15 protein-coding genes are annotated in these 17,988 nt (G+C 58.9%); 5 read left to right on the top strand and 10 right to left on the bottom strand.

From position 1 onward, the window contains the following. Position 1 precedes the first annotated feature (1 nt). From NCHU2750_RS29765 to NCHU2750_RS29755, 3 genes are all read right to left on the bottom strand, one after another. Complete coding sequence (locus NCHU2750_RS29765; RefSeq protein ID WP_119945216.1) at positions 2 to 952, bottom strand: FAD binding domain-containing protein; 951 nt, start codon at positions 950 to 952, stop codon at positions 2 to 4. Next, entirely contained in the window at positions 949 to 1,584 is a 636-nt protein-coding gene (gene paoA, locus NCHU2750_RS29760; RefSeq protein ID WP_119945215.1) for an aldehyde dehydrogenase iron-sulfur subunit PaoA, read from the bottom strand. The genes NCHU2750_RS29765 and paoA overlap by 4 nt, the downstream gene beginning before the upstream one ends. Positions 1,585 to 2,162: 578 nt before the next feature. Next, positions 2,163 to 3,854, bottom strand: coding sequence for an FAD/NAD(P)-binding protein (locus NCHU2750_RS29755; RefSeq protein WP_119945305.1), 1,692 nt, complete (start codon positions 3,852 to 3,854; stop codon positions 2,163 to 2,165). A gap of 140 nt (positions 3,855 to 3,994) precedes the next feature. Between NCHU2750_RS29755 and NCHU2750_RS29750 the strand changes: the two genes are divergently transcribed. Next, positions 3,995 to 4,501 carry a DUF1543 domain-containing protein gene (locus NCHU2750_RS29750; protein WP_119945214.1) on the top strand — a complete coding sequence of 169 codons (507 nt, stop codon included), beginning with the start codon at positions 3,995 to 3,997 and terminating at the stop codon, positions 4,499 to 4,501. 155 nt (positions 4,502 to 4,656) lie between these two features. Here the strand turns inward: NCHU2750_RS29750 and NCHU2750_RS29745 are convergent, their stop codons facing one another. From NCHU2750_RS29745 to NCHU2750_RS29715, 7 genes are all read right to left on the bottom strand, one after another. Continuing rightward, the gene (locus NCHU2750_RS29745) at positions 4,657 to 5,037 is read right to left on the bottom strand and encodes a response regulator (protein WP_119945213.1); all 381 of its coding nucleotides are present in this window, start codon (positions 5,035 to 5,037) and stop codon (positions 4,657 to 4,659) included. A gap of 104 nt (positions 5,038 to 5,141) precedes the next feature. Then, positions 5,142 to 5,375 carry a DUF2934 domain-containing protein gene (locus NCHU2750_RS29740; RefSeq protein WP_119945212.1) on the bottom strand — a complete coding sequence of 78 codons (234 nt, stop codon included), beginning with the start codon at positions 5,373 to 5,375 and terminating at the stop codon, positions 5,142 to 5,144. Between the two features lie 98 nt (positions 5,376 to 5,473). Continuing rightward, entirely contained in the window at positions 5,474 to 6,592 is a 1,119-nt protein-coding gene (locus tag NCHU2750_RS29735) for an HlyD family secretion protein (RefSeq protein ID WP_245480560.1), read from the bottom strand. Between the two features lie 59 nt (positions 6,593 to 6,651). After that, a complete protein-coding gene (locus tag NCHU2750_RS29730) occupies positions 6,652 to 8,325 on the bottom strand; it encodes an MFS transporter (protein ID WP_119945211.1) in 1,674 nt (557 codons plus the stop codon). An 18-nt stretch (positions 8,326 to 8,343) separates the two neighbouring features. Further along, positions 8,344 to 9,765: a sugar porter family MFS transporter gene (locus NCHU2750_RS29725; protein ID WP_162939874.1), complete on the bottom strand. Its 1,422-nt coding sequence runs from the start codon at positions 9,763 to 9,765 to the stop codon at positions 8,344 to 8,346. 109 nt (positions 9,766 to 9,874) lie between these two features. Beyond that, complete coding sequence (locus NCHU2750_RS29720; RefSeq protein WP_119945209.1) at positions 9,875 to 11,707, bottom strand: glycoside hydrolase family 15 protein; 1,833 nt, start codon at positions 11,705 to 11,707, stop codon at positions 9,875 to 9,877. Positions 11,708 to 11,773: 66 nt separating this feature from the next. Continuing rightward, the gene (locus NCHU2750_RS29715) at positions 11,774 to 12,889 is read right to left on the bottom strand and encodes a Gfo/Idh/MocA family protein (RefSeq protein ID WP_119945208.1); all 1,116 of its coding nucleotides are present in this window, start codon (positions 12,887 to 12,889) and stop codon (positions 11,774 to 11,776) included. 283 nt (positions 12,890 to 13,172) lie between these two features. Here NCHU2750_RS29715 and NCHU2750_RS29710 point away from each other — a divergent pair, with 283 nt between their 5' ends. The 4 genes from NCHU2750_RS29710 (at position 13,173) to katE (ending at position 17,715) form a co-directional block, all read left to right on the top strand. Continuing rightward, positions 13,173 to 14,453, top strand: a complete 1,281-nt coding sequence (locus tag NCHU2750_RS29710; protein WP_162939861.1) for an MFS transporter — start codon at positions 13,173 to 13,175, stop codon at positions 14,451 to 14,453. 102 nt (positions 14,454 to 14,555) lie between these two features. After that, entirely contained in the window at positions 14,556 to 14,747 is a 192-nt protein-coding gene (locus tag NCHU2750_RS29705) for a CsbD family protein (protein ID WP_119945206.1), read from the top strand. 265 nt (positions 14,748 to 15,012) lie between these two features. Then, the gene (locus NCHU2750_RS29700) at positions 15,013 to 15,513 is read left to right on the top strand and encodes a YciE/YciF ferroxidase family protein (protein ID WP_119945205.1); all 501 of its coding nucleotides are present in this window, start codon (positions 15,013 to 15,015) and stop codon (positions 15,511 to 15,513) included. A gap of 69 nt (positions 15,514 to 15,582) precedes the next feature. After that, a complete protein-coding gene (gene katE / locus NCHU2750_RS29695; protein ID WP_119945204.1) occupies positions 15,583 to 17,715 on the top strand; it encodes a catalase in 2,133 nt (710 codons plus the stop codon). The last annotated feature ends 273 nt before the right edge of the window (positions 17,716 to 17,988 follow it).

The following is a 17,988-nucleotide window of genomic DNA, read 5'->3' as shown; positions in this document are numbered from 1 at the left end:
CTTATCCCCTAGCCTCTTCGAGTGCGGCGGCAAGCGTTCGCTCCACGAGCGCGACCTTGAAACGGTTTTCGTCTGTCGGCTTGGCATCGGCCATCAGGGCACCAGCCGCAGCCTTCGCACCTTGCGGCAGAGCCGCGTCGGCGGCTGCGACCCGCCAGGGCTTGTGCGCCACACCGCCGACGGCAACGCTGCCCGAGCCATCTTCCTGGACAATGGCGCCGACCGAAACGAGCGCGAAGGCGTAGGAAGCTCGATCGCGGACCTTGCGGTAGACGTGTTTGCCGCCGACAGGCTTTGGTAAGCTGACAGAGGTGATCATCTCGCCCTGTTCCAGCGCAGTCTCGATATGCGGCGTATCGCCCGGGAGGCGATGGAAATCGGCGACCGGGATCGACCGCTTGCTGCCGTCGGGCTTTACCGTCTCGACCACCGCATCGAGCGCCCGCATGGCCACCGCCATGTCGCTCGGATGGGTGGCGATACAGGCCTGGCTCGTGCCGACAACGCCCAGCTGGCGCGTCACGCCGCCGATTGCCGAACAGCCGCTGCCCGGCTGGCGCTTGTTGCAGGGCTGGGCGGTGTCGTAGAAATACGGACAGCGCGTCCTTTGCAGAAGGTTACCGGCGGTGGTCGCCTTGTTGCGCAACTGGCCGGACGCGCCGGCGACAAGCGCGCGCGATAGCAAGCTGTAATCGCGGCGGACAATCTCGTGGGACGCGAGATCGGTGTTTCGCACCAGCGCGCCGATGCGCAGGCCGCCGCTTTCCGTTTTCTCGATAGCGTCGAGGCTGAGCCCGTTGACGTCGATCAGATGCGTTGGCGTTTCTATTTCGAGCTTCATCAGGTCGAGCAGGTTGGTGCCGCCAGCGATGAACTTTGCGCCTGCATTCGTCGCAGCCGATTGCGCGGCAGCGGTCGCGGACGATGCGCGTTCGTACGTAAAGGCTCTCATGCTTTGCTCCCCGCAACTTCGGTGATCGCGTCCACGATGTTGGAATAGGCGCCGCATCGACAGATGTTGCCGCTCATGCGCTCGCGGATTTCGGCCCGCGACACGCCGATCGTCTCTGTAAGGTCGCCAGTGACATGGCTCGGGATATTTGCCGCGATTTCCTTGAGCACGGCGATGGAGGAACAGATCTGCCCCGGCGTGCAATAGCCGCACTGGAACCCGTCATGCTTGACGAAGGCGGCCTGCATCGGATGCAGATTGCCCGGCTCGCCGTAGCCCTCGATCGTGGTGATCTCGTCGCCTTCATGCATGACGGCCAGTGACAGGCAGGAATTGATCCGACGACCATCCACGACCACCGTGCATGCGCCACACTGGCCGTGGTCGCAACCCTTCTTCGTGCCGGTCAGATGCAGGTGCTCGCGCAGCGCGTCGAGCAACGTGGTTCGATTGTCTATATCGAGAGACCTCGGCTCACCGTTGACGGTGAGGGAAACCTTGGAATTATGTGTCATATTCTGTCCTGGGATTTGGGCCGTCGCCTCGCCGACCACGCCGGTAACTGCAGCCGTTGCGACAGATGAGATAAGAAGGTCTCGTCGAGATATTTCGAGTGGGGTAACATCCAGCATGAAAGGCTCCGCTGACTGAAAAATGCCCGCTTGGCGTAGGGCGTTTCAAGTGAGGTGGAGGAAGTGACTGCCTATTCGGCCTTGCCGAACTTCTTTGCTAAATCATTGAAACGTCGAGAGGTTCCCGATCCACTGTGAGGTCACTTCTTTTTGACCCGATCGGCCGCCCTATGTACCTTTGGCCTGGCGGTTGTCCTGCATGCTTGCCAATGACCGTTTCCGCTCGAGCTTTCGGGTCACACGCCATAACCGGCGCCTGGTATGTCCGACGCCATACTGCTGACATTCAACGCCGGCTCTTCATCGCTCAAGATCAGCATTTTTTCATGCCGCGGCGACGAGGCGCGCGCGCTGTCGCGGCAAGATCGATTTTGGCGCGAGATCGCACAGGGTTCACTACAAAATAGGCAATCAGAGCTGTTAAGCGGTCATCGAAGCGGATTACGACACCGATTTTTCGGTACCATCGCCCAGAAGCGGGATCTCCTTTTGTCCGATGTCTCTCCGGCGATCTGGTGGCCGCCGCGCCTTGACTGCGTCCACTCACCTCCGCGTCACTCCTCTACGGCACGATACCATCACGCAATTTCGGCGATCCCTATCATCGACCTGGTTGCTCGCGGAGCGCGACGACTGCGGGTTGGCCGCATAATATCCGTGATGATTGATCGAGCTACTGTCTGTCCGAGTTCTGCAGCACTGGTGATGCCCTGAACAAAGGGCCGTTTGTGAAGCAGATAAGAAATCGCCGGAATGTAGAGCCGCCGGACCGGTTTTATGCCGGCGATTAAAGGCCGACAGTGATCATCGACGTCAATACCCCCTGTACGCCTTTGATTGCCACGCGGCGTGATCGTTCGGGCGTGCGAGACGAGGCCGTGCTCTTTTAGTGACGGAAACGGCAGATCGTCAGCAGACTTGGTTTTCTGGCTAGTCGCATCGATGAAAGTATCAAACCGCAGTGTCCCACCCGCAAAAGTCAGGGTCGCGCCTCTCTCAAGTTCGGCGTGGGAAATCGCTGACTGGTCACCCAGCGCGATAATGTCGAGCCTGCCCGCGTCATGCAGCGCAAGGAGGCGCTCGATCGATAGGTGTGGCACGGTGGCATAATCGTCAGCAAAAATGCTCTTGAAGGACCGGTTGAAACGGACGAGGTCATCGGCGGTGAAATGGCCGACTGCACTCTCGATGATTTCGTGGGTGATGAGGATCGCATACCGCCACGCGACGGTTTGCTGCTTCCTGTAATTCCCTTTGGCTTCCTTGAGATTGGCCGCCGCCCATTCGAATGGATTGCACTTATCTCTCATACCGTAGTAGGCGGCCGCGAACGTATCGACCGTTAGATCTTGAAGGCCGATATCCCGAGCGTATTGCGGATCAGCAAGCGTCAGTTCCTCTCGGAAGAGTTCGAACACGGCGTCAAGAAGGCCGCCGCTTCCCAGCTTTACGCGATCCGAAACGGCCTCTGCGGTACAGATCTTCGGCTTTTCATAGGGGATCGGAAAGTAGAAATCGGCCTCTGGAAGAAGCCCTTTTCGGGACATCATCGAGACCCCAAACCGCTCGTGACCCTCGTCGATCTGGTAGAGGAGAAACCCATCAGCCTTTCGGACAAAGTGCCCGAATGAGGTGGCGACCGTCATGACTGCGTCGATGGCGCTGAGCGACGTACCAAGCACACCGATTTTGCCACTGGGTATCGATTTCAAGGCATACGCAGGCCACGGAGCCTCGAAGTAACCTGGTGCGATTTCTGGTGCGGATGGGAAGCTATGACCCGTCGCTACGATGACGTAGTCGAAGAACTCATCATCGCAACCGTCACCTAACCGAACGAGATACCCTAGGCCTGAAGGAAGGATGTCTGAAACCTGACAGCCCTCATGAACGTCGATCGCGTGTCTCGCCTGTTCACCCGATGCGACAAGCGCCTCGAACTGTGCCCGAAAATAATCACCGATCACCACGCGTGGATAGAAGGCGCGGTCAGAGATGTCGCCCCGCTCTATCTCACATGCCGCCAGATATTCGTCGCACTGTACTACAAGCCACGCAACAAGGCTTTCTGGCAGATCAGGAATCTCAACGCTTGGAATATTCGACAGCATAGCTGGATCATTGATGCCGCGCTGGTAGGGAATTCCCTTACCGGCCACATCCGACGATTCAAAAATGACGATGTCTATGGATGGCTTGGATTTGATCAGATCTCGCAGGGCATAGAGAGCCGTCGGGCCAGACCCGACGATAGCAATGCGTTTACGCATGAGGGCTCCAATAGCGCACAACGCGCTTCGCTCCCTCCAAACGATCATCACACCAACCAGTTCCCGGTCGGCTCGTTCTTCATTGACGAGATGGCGGAATAGGCCATTTACGCTTAAATTGCAGAGGGAAGAGACGGCGTATGAAGCTATTTATGTTCTATATTGGCGGCGATTGTGGTGGGTCGAACATCGAGCTGCACGACATACGGTTTTCAATTGGTGAAAGTCCGGAGGCCTGCCATGACGATCTGCGACGGCAATGGTGGGGCGATCCCAAAAGTCTCCACCTCGATTGCTGGGGTGAACTCACACAAGCTGACGGATTTGACATCGAGTTGGTAACCGGCTCGACCGAACCAAGCGAGGACAAGCTATTCTTCCTCAATCTCGGGGGATATGACGTCACCGAGTTCGAAGAGCTACACAAAAACATTCTGCTGATCGCACCGGGCGCCAGAGCAGCTACGAAAAAGGCATTGTCGGAAATTCGACACTGGACCTTGCCGCATAAAGATAAAGTCTTCGAGGTCGAGAAGGCGATCGATGTCAGCGCGCAAGCTGAGGCCTATGGCTTCTCGGTCCGGCTGACGAAGGCCAAAGAAGAGCGCCCGTTCACGTTCGTGTGCAAATATCTCAGGCTCACTTAGTCTCTATCATTGCACCATTGGTCGCCCATCCCAGAATATCCGATGGCGCTGAAACTCCATATGACGGGGTCTTCGACGAAGGACGGCTTGTTGAGCGAGCCAGAGAAGAAGGCGAGGCTGTTATCGTCTTCCACGGGAAGGATCGGCGACTTCGACTAGCCGGCCAACCTACGCCCCTCCTCAGAGGTCATGTCGCCGACCATGGCGGCGATGACTTCCATCCCATAAGGCTTGGCGACGAACACGGCATCGCCCGGCATCTCTTCCGGAAGCGGTCGGTGTCTGCCCGATGCCACGATCACGGGCACGTTCATGTGCGTATCCGAAATCATTCGGGCAAGATCGAAGCCGCTCAGACCGCCAGGCATATCGACATCCGTGATGACGGCGTCGATCTTCCGCTGCCCGAGGATGCCCACAGCCTCCAGGACGTTTCCGGCTTCGACAACATCGTATCCCTCGTCGAGAAGGGTGTCGGCGAGCACCATCCTGATGAGGAATTCGTCTTCAACGATGAGCACTGTACGCTGGCACATGGCAGTCTCCGCTTCGTGGTTACGAGATGAACTCGCTTGTCCCGTTATGGATCGCCCCTCGAAGCGGATTGTTCGCCAACATATTTAATAAAATGCGAATGAACTCACTTCTTGTCGGCGGCCGGCCAGTCGTTCGACGGCTCCTCGACCTCGGATGGTGACGAAGTTGCAGGCGGGGCGACGCCGCTGTTGTGGTCGGACGGCATCGTCTGCGGCGTGCCTGTCGACTTGCGATGCTCGTCCTCGGCTTCCCTCCAGTGGCGCTCGTGCTCGCCTTCTGGCCTGCCCTCGCTTTCCCACTTCCTATACGCTGCTTCGCGGATGTCGTGCTCGCTCATGGTTTCCTCCGGTGGTTCAGATCGCCTGAACGGTCGAAAACCCGCGACGTTCCGGAGACGCTCGTGCCGTCTACCGCATTTTATCCCGAAGACAGCGGTCAAGGTCTGTCAGGCTTGTCGACCGACCGGTCCACGCTCGTGCGGACAGACATTCCCGGACGCAGCGTCTGCGTCACTGGGTCGGTGGCGTCCAGATGGATCTTCACTGGAACACGCTGAACGACCTTGGTGAAGTTGCCGCTTGCATTGTCGGCCTGCAGGACGCTGAACTCTGACCCGGTCGCCGGAGAAATCTCCTCCACGACGCCTCTGACGATCTCGCCATCCAACGCATCGACGGCCATGGTCGCCGGCTGGCCGACGGCCATGTGGTTCATCTGCGTCTCCTTGAAGTTGGCGATAACCCACACGTCGTCGGGGACCAGCGACATCAGCGTCGTGCCCGAGGTCACGTATTGTCCCGTCCTCACCGAGGCCGCCCCGATCTGTCCGGCTCGCGGCGCCCGGATGACAGTTCGGTCGAGATTGGTCTGAGCAGTGTCACGATCTGCCATCGCCACCTTGACGTCCGCCTCCAAAACACGCTTCGACACGGTCGTGCTGTCGCGCGTGGTTTCCGCCACGCGGATCGCTGCCTTGGCGCTTTCGATGGACGCCTGAGCGGTCTGTTCTGTCGCGACGGCCTGCTCCAGCTCCGCGGTTGTCGAAACTCCCTTCGAGGTAAGCTCCTCGCTCCGCTCGCGCGCAGCGTGGGCCTGTGCGTATTGTGCCTGGGCAGACTTCAAGTCGGCCTGCTTTGCAACGATGTCGGCCTCGTTTTGAGCGATCGTCTGCTGCACATTGTCGAGGTTCGCCTGTGCAACCTCAAGATTGCCTTGCGCCTTTTCGAATGCCTGCCGATAGGTCTTGTCGTCGATCTTAACTAGGATCTGGCCCGCAGAAACCCGTTGATAATCCTGGACGGGGACTTCCGCCACATATCCGGTCACTTGGGGAGCGAGCGTCGTCACCCGCCCCTTCACATAACTGTCCTCTGTGGTCACAACCGGACCGGCGAAGGGCCAGATATTCCAGGCGTAGAGGATCGTCCCGATTCCCACCGCGGCAACAATCGCCATGATGGCGATTGTCGACCAGCTCGCCTTGGAGGTCTTCTCAGGCGGCCCGTCGGTTTCCGAGGGTTTTTCATCCGCCCGTCGCGGACTTTCCTTCTTCATCGGCCTATCGTCGCGAGCCTCTACCGGCTCCTTGAGTTGATCTGGCGAAACGTTTGCGTTCATGGTCTGACCGTCTGCGAGCTGGAGTGATGGGATATAGGCGTCGGTCTCGGGCGCTGCTGCCAGAGTTCACGCAAGATGTTCAGAAGCGACCACGAAAACAGTGCAATGCCGATGATGCAGTTGAGAATGAAGACGTCGATATAGGCACGGACATTGGCCTGCTGCGTCGTCGTCTGGGATAACTGGGCCGCGCTCTCCGCCTGCCGGATGACAGGGTCGGTGATACGTGACGACAGAGCTTGTGCCTGCTGCGATATCCGCGCCGCGACCAGCGGATCCCCTTTGTCGAGATGCGAGATCATTTGCGAGGAATATTCCTGCTCCCGATGCTGTTGAAACAAACTGTAGACCGCCGCGCCCGAAAGGCCGCCGACGCTCTGGCTGACACCGAACAGGACCGCGAAGGTAATCATATACGAGACGCCGTGCGAAAGTGCCTTGGTCACGCCCATGATCAGAAGCGGTCCCATGAACATGCCAGCGGCGCACGAGATGGCGAACTGGCCTGGAAACAGGTCATGCGGCCGCGTCACGCTCGTCAGATTGCTGTCATGATATCCGGCGAGCACGATCAGGACGATGGATGCCGTGATGAGCGGGACGATCCGCTTCGGGCCGAAAGACGCGGCCGCGACGACGGCGCCGAGGATCATACTGCCTGCGATCAGCAGGTAGAGAGGTTGCAACTGGTCGTGCCCCATCCCCAGGGACCGCATCACCCCGACCGCCGCATAGGATTGTTCCGAAAGGATGAAGCGGATGAAGAACGACCCGACGAAGAATTGAATGAGTTTCCTGGTGCCGAGCCAACTTGTCTGGATCAGCGGGTTCGACCTACGGCTTTCGACGGTCAGTCCACCGAACAGGAGAAGGATCGCGGCGATCAGACATGCAGCCATCCAAGCATTGTCCGACCACCAGAGGATTCTGACCTGTCCGAGGACGGCTCCTATCAGCGCCAGTGCCGGAGCGAAGAAACAGTAGCTGACAAGGTCTTGCCACTCGAAGGCGTGAAGACGGACGCTTCGAGGGAGTTTCAAGACGGACACGGCCGCCACCACCAGGAGCGCCATGCCGAATTCGAAGAGATAGAGCGGTTGCCAGGCAGCGTTCTCGGTGAGGTAAGGGGATACGACCCAACCGAGCGGGATGGACAGTTGCGCGAACCCGAGGGCGATACACAGGCCACGGCCGACATGGACCTTCGGGAAAGCCTGTATGAGATAGAACAGCCCGATTGCGACCATCGGGGCTGCCGCCAACCCCAGAAGAACGCGCACAGCGATGAGCGTGGTGAAATCAACCGCCCATAGGTGAAGAAGGATGACGCATGCGAAGGCGAGGACGGCGACCTGTGCGAAACGCTGGACGCCGAACTGTTGGCGCGCCTTGAACACCAAGAGATTGGCTGACATGTAGGCCATGAAATAGGCGCTCGTCACCCACCCGCCTTTGGAATTTGTCAGACCGAACGTGCCCTGGATCTGCGGCAGGTTTGCAGTGACGAAGCCGTTAGACAAGGCGTAGGTGACCATGACAAGCGCACCGACGAAGAAGTAGGCGATCCGTCGCAGGGGAGGATGAGATGGTGTCGACGGCGAGCCCGGCATGACCGGGCGCTCTTCTGGCGTCCAGTCGGGCAAAGGTTCGTCGTACGGCCGAGGCGACATTCGTATCTCCTTACCGTCTCACGCCGGCTCTGGCGTGAGTTCCTGCTCGAGATGTGCCTCCAGCTTCTCGAGTGACTTGCCGCGTGTCTCCGGGACGAAGCGCGCGACGAAGAGGAGCGAGAGCACGTTGATGGCGAAGAAGATGAAGAAGGTCGAGTAGCCAACAGCCGCCATGATCATCGGGAAAAGGAATGCGACCGTGGCGTTGAACACCCACTGAAGGGCGACCGCAATGCCGGCAATCATGCCACGCATGCGCTGAGGGAACAGTTCGGACATCATCAGCCAGTAGGTCGTCGATACCATGCTCTGGTAGCAGAAGAGGAAGGCGAAGATGATGCCAAGCGCTGTGTAGCTTCGAAGAGCGCCATCCGGCATCATCTGGAGGGCGAGGCCAAGAGCGAGCTGTGCCAAGAGAACTCCGGACAGGCCAGTCAGCAGCATGCGACGGCGCGGGACGCGGCCGATCAGCCACAGCCCCAGACATGTGGCAAGAAGAGAAACCACTCCGTTGCCGATCGTGGCCGTCAGCGCTGCCTCGGTCGTGAGGCCCGTCGACTGCAGGATGATGGGCGTGAAGTACATGAAGGCGTTAATGCCGGAGAACTGCGCGACGAAGCCAAGCCCGATCCCGATCAGAAGAAGGTTTCGAATCCAGGGTTCGCGCAGATCACTGAAGGACGCCGGCTCCTCGTCAGAGGACGCATCCGTCATCGACGCCATCTCTTTTTCTCGCTGCTGAGGATCTCGGCGAATTGCCTTCATGACTTCGTGGGCCTCGTCCTCACGGCCATGTTGGGCCAGCCAACGTGGCGATTCAGGCGCGAAGATCATGCCGACCCAAAGCAGGATCGCCGGTACCGCGGCAAGCCCCAGCATGATGCGCCAGACTTCGGGGTTATCGACGACATGAGCGAGGACAGCGCTGGTCACGTATGCAACCATTTGGCCGCTGACGATCATTAGTTCGCTTCTCGTGACCAATCGTGCCCGACGTTTCGGAGGGGCGACTTCAGCTATGAATAGCGGGACAATTGTAGAAGAGCCGCCCACTCCAATCCCGAGGATGAAGCGCATTGCCACCATGATTGGGATATCAGGAGAGAAGGCAGTCCCAAGCGCGCCAACGAAAAAGATGATCGCCAGAGCGAGAAGACATTTCCGCCTTCCGAAGCGATCCGAGAGCTGACCGGCCGCGAAAGAACCGAGAGCAGCCCCGATAATCAGCGCTGAAGTGACAAGGCCCTCTGAGAACGCGGTCAACCCCAGACCGCCTTCCTGCACCGCCTTGCTCATGAACGGAAGGGCACCGGCAATGACGCCCGTGTCGTATCCAAATGCCAGCGCCCCGAAGGTCGCAACCGCGGTGATGAAGTTCAAATACTTGATCTGCTTCGGCGTGGACCCGTCCGAACCGGATGAAGTAGTGTCGCTGCTTATTGCCATATGAAGGAAAGCCCTGCCCCTGAATTGCTGCACCGCAACAATGTAAGTCAGAAGCGATTGTTCCGTGCTTCCCAGTGCGGCGAAACGGCGCAAGCCTACAGCGTCAGTCAGGTTTACATCGGAAAGCCTCTTCGATCGAGGTCAGCGCCATGACGTGTGCGAGATGACTGAGGCCTTGCGGAAGATTTCCAAGAAACTTTTTGGTGTCCGGATCGACCATCTCGGCGAACAATCCCGCGTCACGCTTGAGTTCATCGGTCAGCAAACGGAGCCTTGAACGCGCCTTGTCCAGATGTCCGAGCGCGACCCAGGCTTCGACCATCCAGAAGGAACAGGCAACGAAAAACCCCTCCTCCGCCTCCACCCCAGAGTAGCGATAGTGATAAGGACCTCTGCCGAGCTCGCGATCAATTGCTTCCATGGTGGCGTCCAGCTTGTCATGTCCGTCGAACCCAAACCGCACGGCGAGCGCAAGAGAAGCGTCCAGCTTGTCGGAACCCGGATACATGACGAATGCCCGCTTCTGCTCCGACCAGCAATTCTGTTCTACCCAGTCCTTGATGCGGCCCGCCTCCCGCTGCCAGCGGTCACGGCAGGTCGTGGGAAGCTGACCGCCGTCGGCAAGCTCCGCCGCCCGTGTGAGCGCCTGCCAGCAACTGATCTTCGACATCGTATAGTGCTGCGTTTCCGGCAGCTCCCAGATACCCGAATCCGGCGTTCGCCACACGTCGGCACATTCGTCCGCCAGATGGGAGAGGAGTTCTGCAGTCGCGCTGTCGAGAATGTTGCCACGACTGACGAACTGAGAAGCGGTCTCCAGGATGTCGCCGTAGACGCCGTGCTGCTGCTGTTCCGTGGCGAGATTGCCAACAACCACAGGCCTGGACTGTCGATACCCGGAGTAGGCGAGCTCCTCGATGTTGTCGACAAGCCCACCATCCAGCCGATAGCAGACGCGCGAGCCGTGACGCTTCAACTGTGCGACCAGCCAGGAGAACGCCGCCTTCGCCTCGGCCTCCGCGCCTCCCGCCAGGAAGGCATTGATGGTGTAGCCGGCATCCCGGACCCAGGCGTAGCGGTAGTCGTAGTTCTTTTCGCCGCCAATGCCCTCAGGCAGGGAGGTCGTGGCTGCGGCGGCGATTGCGCCAGACGGCGAATAGAGAAGTAGCTTCAGAACCAGCGCGCTGCGGACGAAGGCGTCGCGGTCTTCACCATTGTAACGGACGCCTTGCGACCATGTCCGCCAGGCGCGATCCGAAACGTCGATACGCTCGTCGATTTCCTGCATCGATGGCACAACCAGCGGCTCGTCTTCGCCTGCGACGATCGCAACGGTCTCCCTCTGACCGGCGAAGACACGCAGTTCCGCCGTCACACCTTCGTCAGAAATGCGAGCCGCGACGCCTTCCGTACACAGGAACAGCCCGAGCACTCGACCGGCATGGAAGACCTGACGGCCTCCGATCCCTGAGATATAGGGGCTGACAGTCCCGCCACGACGGCCGACCTGCATCACGACATCGAACGCGACGGAGCCTTCGAGCCCCTCGATGCGCCGGGCGAGTTCCGCCCATGGCAGTCTGCCGGCATGTCCGCTGTTTATTGACTCGGTCATCCGAGCACGGCCGGAAGCTGTCTGGAAGTCAGTTTCCAGCACGTTGCTGCCGGGCCGATACCGCCGGGAAACGGTAAAGGCATCGCGCGGGACGATGGTGAAGTGTCCGCCCTCCTCCGGCTCCAGAAGCCTGTCGAACAGCGGCATCGAATCCATGTTGGGAACGCACCACCAGTCGATCGATCCATCGACACCGCTGAGTGCCACGGATCGGCCGTCTCCGAGTGCGCCATAGTCGTCTATATTTAGGAAGCCATCGGTCCGCCCGGCGGTGCAGCCGTCTTGTGCAGATTTTTCGAGCAAGGAAGGGTTCTCTGTCATGGAGGGATGTCTGTCGGCGGACAGCGGCGCGCCGCCCCTTGACGGAGCACCGCGCTGCCAAGGGGGTCACTTCGACTGCGGGACGATGCTGATCATCTCGTCCTCGGAAGGCTCTTTCGCAGGCGGCAGTCTAAGCGCCTGATCCGAAGACACGCGCTTCGCCCTTTTCGCTGGCGGGAGCACCACGGTTTCACCCGTTTCGAGCGACTTCTCCACGGCTGCGAGAACGCGCATATCCATCAGACCTTCCTCTCCGTCCGCTTCTGGGTCGCGGCCATTCAGGATACAGTCCGAGAAATACTGGGTTTCGTTGCCAAACTGCTCGACGGGATCGAAGGCATGCGTCTTCTCGCCGTCCTCAGTCTTCTCGACATAGGTGATGCCGGTCTTCGGGCCGAACATGAAGCACGGCGTCGCATGGATGGTCGCCTTCGTGCCGATAAGCGTGAAGCTTTCGGCTGCAGCCGTGGCATAGCTGACGGTGAACTGAGCCGTCTTCTCGTCGGGAAAGCGCAGTGTGACCGCCACCGTATCATGAAAATCGAAGCCTCGATCGGACGCCTTCGTCCCGACGGCATGGACCGAGACCGGCTCTTCGCCAAACAGGTTGCGAACGGCGTTCAACGGATAGGTCCCCATGTCCGGCACGGGGCCGCCCCAATAGCCGTTGTGACCGCGGGAATTTTCCTCGGCGACATTCTGGGTGAAGGTCGAAGAGAACGCCCGAAGCTCACCGAAGTCGCCGTTTCGGGCGCGCGTGAACATCTCGACCGTGCCGGGCTCATGATGCAAGCGATAGGCAATCATCAGCTTGGCTTTGCTCGCCTTCTGTGCCTCAACCACCTTCTCCGCATCTTCGACGCTGGAGGTCATCGGTTTTTCCAGAAGGACGTGGATGCCCGCCTCAAGTGCCTGCACGACCAGATCGGTGTGATGGGCATTCGGGGTCGCCACATAGACGACGTCGATCTCACCGGATTTCAGCATATCTCCGTACTGATCATAGGTCCAAGGCTTGATGCCGTACTTCTTCGCCAGCTTGTCGGCCTTGACTGGGTCGCCGGTCACCAGGGCCGCCAGCTCCGAGTTGTCGGTCTGTCCTACTCCTGGCATGAAAGCCTGCTGCGAGATCTGACCGCCGCCCACAACGGCGTAGCGTACCTTCTTCGTGTCTGATGCCATGGTGGTCACGTCTCCATTCTTCGTTGCAGATGCTCACATCAAAGCCTTGCCATGACGTGCCAAACCGAAATGGACGCCGAAGGCTAACAGTTCCCCGCCGAGGCGCGACAATTTGCTGCACCGCAGCATTCAAGTCGAGGCTTTCTGCAGGAAATGCTGCGACGCGGAACGGTTTGGCAGGCGGCGAGTTTTGCGCTCATCCATCATGCAAATCTGAAACGAGGTCCTCATGTCAGCCGGATCGATTCCATCTTCGACACCACAAGAGCACTCAGTACAGTCCATGTACGACGATCATGAACCGAAGGCCGAGAGCGTTGCACTCGGCATGGTGATCGGCAAGGCGTCGGAATTCTTCGACTTCTTCACCTACGGGATCGCCTCGATCCTCGTGTTTCCCGCGTTGATCTTCTCCTTTGCGGGCGATCCCACGATCGGGCTGACCTATTCGCTTCTCGTTTTCGCCATCGGCTATCTCACCCGCCCGTTCGGATCTGCCCTGTTCTTGGCCATCCAGCGGCGGTTTGGACGTGGGTCGAAATTGACCGCAGCCTTGCTTCTGCTTGGGGCGTCCACAGCCGGCACGGCGTTCATTCCTCCCTACGCATCGATCGGATCGACGTCCGTCACTCTGCTGATCGTTTTTCGCGCACTTCAGGGACTTGCGCTCGGCGGCGCCTTCGACGGCCTGACCTCTGTCGCTGCAGCAAGTGCCCAGCCGTCAGAACGAACCTGGTACACGACGATGCCGCAGCTTGGCGCACCAATCGGGTTCGGGCTTGCGCTTCTGATCTTCACCTACATCCATAGCTCGCTGTCGACAGAAGACTTTCTGGCATTCGGCTGGCGCTATCCGATGTATGTGGCATTTGCCATCAATGTCGTCGCCCTTTTCGCAAGGCTTCGCATCGTCGCCAGTTCCGAATTCGTTGAGGCGACAAAAGACTTCCAGCTCGACCCCAAGCCGATTTCCAGAATTGAGAACTGGCGCGCCGTATGGACAGGAGCGATTGTTCCCTTTGCAGGCATTGCCACGCTTGTTCTGATCACGCTCTATCCGCTAGGCCGTGCGGTCGCCCGCGACGCGGCTTCGGTCGGGTCGTTGTTCGTCTATGAGATCATCGGCGTCAGTGTTGGCATCGCGTCCATCTTCGCCGGTGCTTTTCTGAGCAAGCGAGCCGGGGCATTGCGCGTCGTCAGAACCGGTGGTGCCGCAACTGTCGTCTTCGCATTGCTAAGCCTGATCTTTCTTCAGAGCGATGGCATTGGCACCGGCGCGTTCATCATTATCGGCTTCGCACTGCTGGGCCTGACATATGGACAGAACCCTCGGCTCGTCGCTCGCCAATTTTCTCGTCGAGATCGTTACACCGGTTCTGCGATTGCCACCGACTTAAGCTGGATCATTGGTGCCGCCCTCACGCCGGTGGTCGCCTCCTGGCTTATCGACACCTTCGGATCGAGCGGTGTTTGCATCATGCTGGCTGTTGCCGGGGCCGGGACGCTCATGGCGGCAGCAAATATCCGCGACGGGCGGCGCGAGGAGATGGTTCCCGCGGAATGATCTTCCGGATGCCATCGAGATAGGACGCAGGTTTATTCGGAACGAACGCCGGTAGCTTCGAGTTCTTTAGTCATCATCAACGCTTCACTAAGGAGAACCGATATGGGTAGCACCTCAGACAAGGTCGCAGGTAAGACCAACGAACTGGCCGGCAAGGCACGTCAGGCTGCCGGCGACGCGATGGGTGACCGCAAGATGCAGGCCAAGGGCGCAGCGCAGGAAGCCAAGGGCGACGCGCAGCAGTTCAAAGGCAAGGCGAAGGACGCCGCCAAGGATGTTGTCGATCGGGCCTAATTGGCGCCACCAAACCTCAAAAGAGCCCGCCTTTCTGGCGGGCTTTTTTATGCTCCCCTCGGCAACGCAGCAAAGAGTTCCTCAATCCTTGAAGAGCTCGTCAATCACGCGGATCCGTCGTTTGCTTCAATGCGTTCGAGGGAAAGATACGTTTAGTACGCTGCCGAACGGGAACGAGTCCGCATCGCGGTCGTTAGTCAGCGTCACCTATGTGGCCAACGGCCCGCTCAGCCATGCAACATCTCGAAATCGATGGAGGAAAACTATGGCAACTGCCAAAACACTCGACGACTTGTTTTTGGATACGCTGAAAGATATCTACTTCGCAGAAAAGCAGATTCTGAAGGCTCTGCCGAAAATGGCACGAGCATCCCAGTCTGAAGAAGGCAAGCAGGGCTTCCTTCAGCATCGCGAGGAAACACAGGGCCAGATCGAGCGCCTTGAACAGGTGTTCGAGCTCCTCGGCAAGTCGGCGCGCGGCAAGACCTGCGAAGCCATCCAGGGCATCATCGCCGAGGGTGAAGAGATCATCGAGGAATTCAAGGGATCGTCCGCACTTGATGCCGGTCTCATATCGTCTGCCCAGGCTGTCGAACATTATGAGATCGCGCGTTACGGCACCCTCATTGAGTGGGCCAAGCAGCTCGGCCTGAAGGACGCCGTGCCGATGCTCGAGCAGAACCTGTCGGAAGAGGTGGCAACCGACAAAAAGTTGACGGCACTGGCAAAAGCTTCCGCCAACGACAAGGGCAAGAAAGCTGCCTGATCAACCGGAATGACGAGAGGCCGCCCGCAAGGCGGCCTTTTTCTGTTTCTTAAACCTGAGGACGGGCAAATGGCCAAGAAGACACAATCATCAACCGATCACGTCGCCATCCACGATCAGACACTTTCGCGCGGTGCAGGCGGCGAGCTTCATCAGACAGCAGAAGATGGCTTCGAGGTGCTGACGACATCACAGGGCGGTCCGGTCGCCGACGATCAGAACACCTTGCGTGTGGGTCCTCGTGGCCCGGCATTGATGGAAGACTTCCACTTCAGAGAGAAGATTTTTCATTTCGACCATGAGCGCATTCCCGAGCGGGTGGTCCATGCGCGCGGCTATGGGGCGCACGGTTATTTCGAGACATACGAATCTCTCGCCAAATATACCCGTGCCGACGTATTCCAGCGGGCTGGTGAGAAGACGCCAGTCTTTGTTCGCTTCTCGACGGTTGCCGGCAACAAGGGTTCGGCAGACCTTGCGCGCGACGTCCGCGGCTTTGCCGTCAAGATGTACACCAAGGAAGGCAACTGGGACCTGGTCGGCAACAACATTCCGGTCTTCTTCATCCAGGACGCGATCAAGTTTCCTGATCTCATCCATGCGGCCAAGCAAGAGCCGGACCGAGCGTTCCCGCAGGCTCAGACGGCGCACGACAATTTTTGGGACTTCATCAGTCTCACGCCCGAGAGCATGAACATGGTCATGTGGATCATGTCGGACCGAACCATCCCAAGATCGCTGCGCTTTATGGAAGGTTTTGGGGTCCACACTTTCCGGTTCATCAACGACAAGGATCAATCGACCTTCGTCAAGTTTCACTGGAAACCAAAGCTCGGCCTGCAGTCTGTCGCCTGGAACGAGGCGGTGAAAATCAACGGTGCTGATCCCGACTTCCACCGTCGTGATCTGTGGCAGGCGATTACAACGGGCGACTTCCCGGAGTGGGAGCTGGGGGTTCAGCTCTTCGATCAGGAATTCGCCGACAGGTTCGATTTCGACGTCCTCGACCCCACAAAGATCATTCCTGAGGAGGTAGTGCCCGTAAAGCCTATTGGTCGTTTGGTGCTGGACCGGATGCCGGACAACTTCTTTGCCGAAACCGAACAGGTCGCGTTCATGACACAGAATGTGCCGCCGGGAATTGGCTTCAGTAACGATCCTCTGCTGCAGGGCCGCAACTTCTCTTATCTCGACACCCAACTGAAGCGGCTGGGTGGCCCGAACTTCACCCATCTGCCGATTAATGCCCCAAAGTGTCCCTTCGCGCATTTCCAGCAGGACGGCCATATGGCAATGCACAATCCGGTCGGTCGGGTAAACTATGAGCCGAACTCGTTCGGTGAAGGTCCGCGTGAAAGCAAAACTCGCGGCTACAGGCATTTTCCGGCGGAAGAATCCGGCACCAAGGTCCAGCTTCGTCCCGAAAGCTTCGCTGACCACTATAGTCAGGCGCGGCAGTTTTTTATCAGCCAGACACCGCCGGAACAGCGTCATATCATCATGGCGCTGACCTTCGAGCTCAGCAAAGTCGAGACAGTTGCGATCCGCGAGCGCATGGTTTCTCATCTGCTCAATATCGATGAGACACTCGCGTCCGAGGTTGCTCATCGGTTGGGAATGGCTGCCATGCCGAAGGCAGCAACGGCGGCCGTACCAACACGACAGGATCTTGAGCCGTCCCCGGCGCTCAGTATCGTCGAGCGTGGCCCGAAGCGTTTCGAAGGGCGCAAGCTTGGCATCCTCGTTACCGACGGCGTCGATGCGAAACTGTTGAAGGCTCTGACGAGCGCCGTCTTGAAGGAAAAGGGCCTTGTCGAACTCATCGCACCGAAGGTTGGCGGCGTAACGACTTCCGACGGAAGCTTCATCGCGGCCCACCACATGATCGACGGTGGCCCGTCGGTGCTTTTCGATGCTGTTGGACTCCTCCCGTCTGAGGCAGGTGTCGAAGATCTGCTGAAGGAGGCGACCGCACGAGATTTCGTGGCGGACGCGTTCCACCATTGCAAGTTCATCGGCTACAGCGATGTCGCCCTGCCACTGCTTGAGAAGGCCGGTATCGGAAAGGACATTGACGAAGGTGTTCTGGAGCTTTCGGGCGGCACAACTTTAACAAGTTTCGTCGAAGAGCTTGGCAAGCTTCGTGTCTGGGGACGTGAGCCGTCAGTCAAGCTCGGCGCGGCGTCGGCAACTGCAGCTTAAACACGATCATCGGCGCGGGTCATAGGCTCGCGCCGATGTCTTTGACGTCGACATCGCTTCAGGGATGGCCGCCAGATCAGCCGTAAGGCTCCCGGCGTCACACTTCTCTAGCGATCACCTCTTATGCGAGCTACGCGTCACGGGAGAAATCCGCGGCCGCGTTGGTACGGCATCGTACCCTTGACCCACTTTTCTCTTTCGTCAGGAACCTACCTAGAGAAGCTGACGTTCTCCGCCCGCTGTTCCTTCGGGAGGTGTCGCGCCGAGGTATTA

It is taken from the genome of Neorhizobium sp. NCHU2750, assembly GCF_003597675.1.
Classification (GTDB): domain Bacteria; phylum Pseudomonadota; class Alphaproteobacteria; order Rhizobiales; family Rhizobiaceae; genus Neorhizobium.
This window is presented reverse-complemented; position numbering and strand designations above follow the sequence as displayed.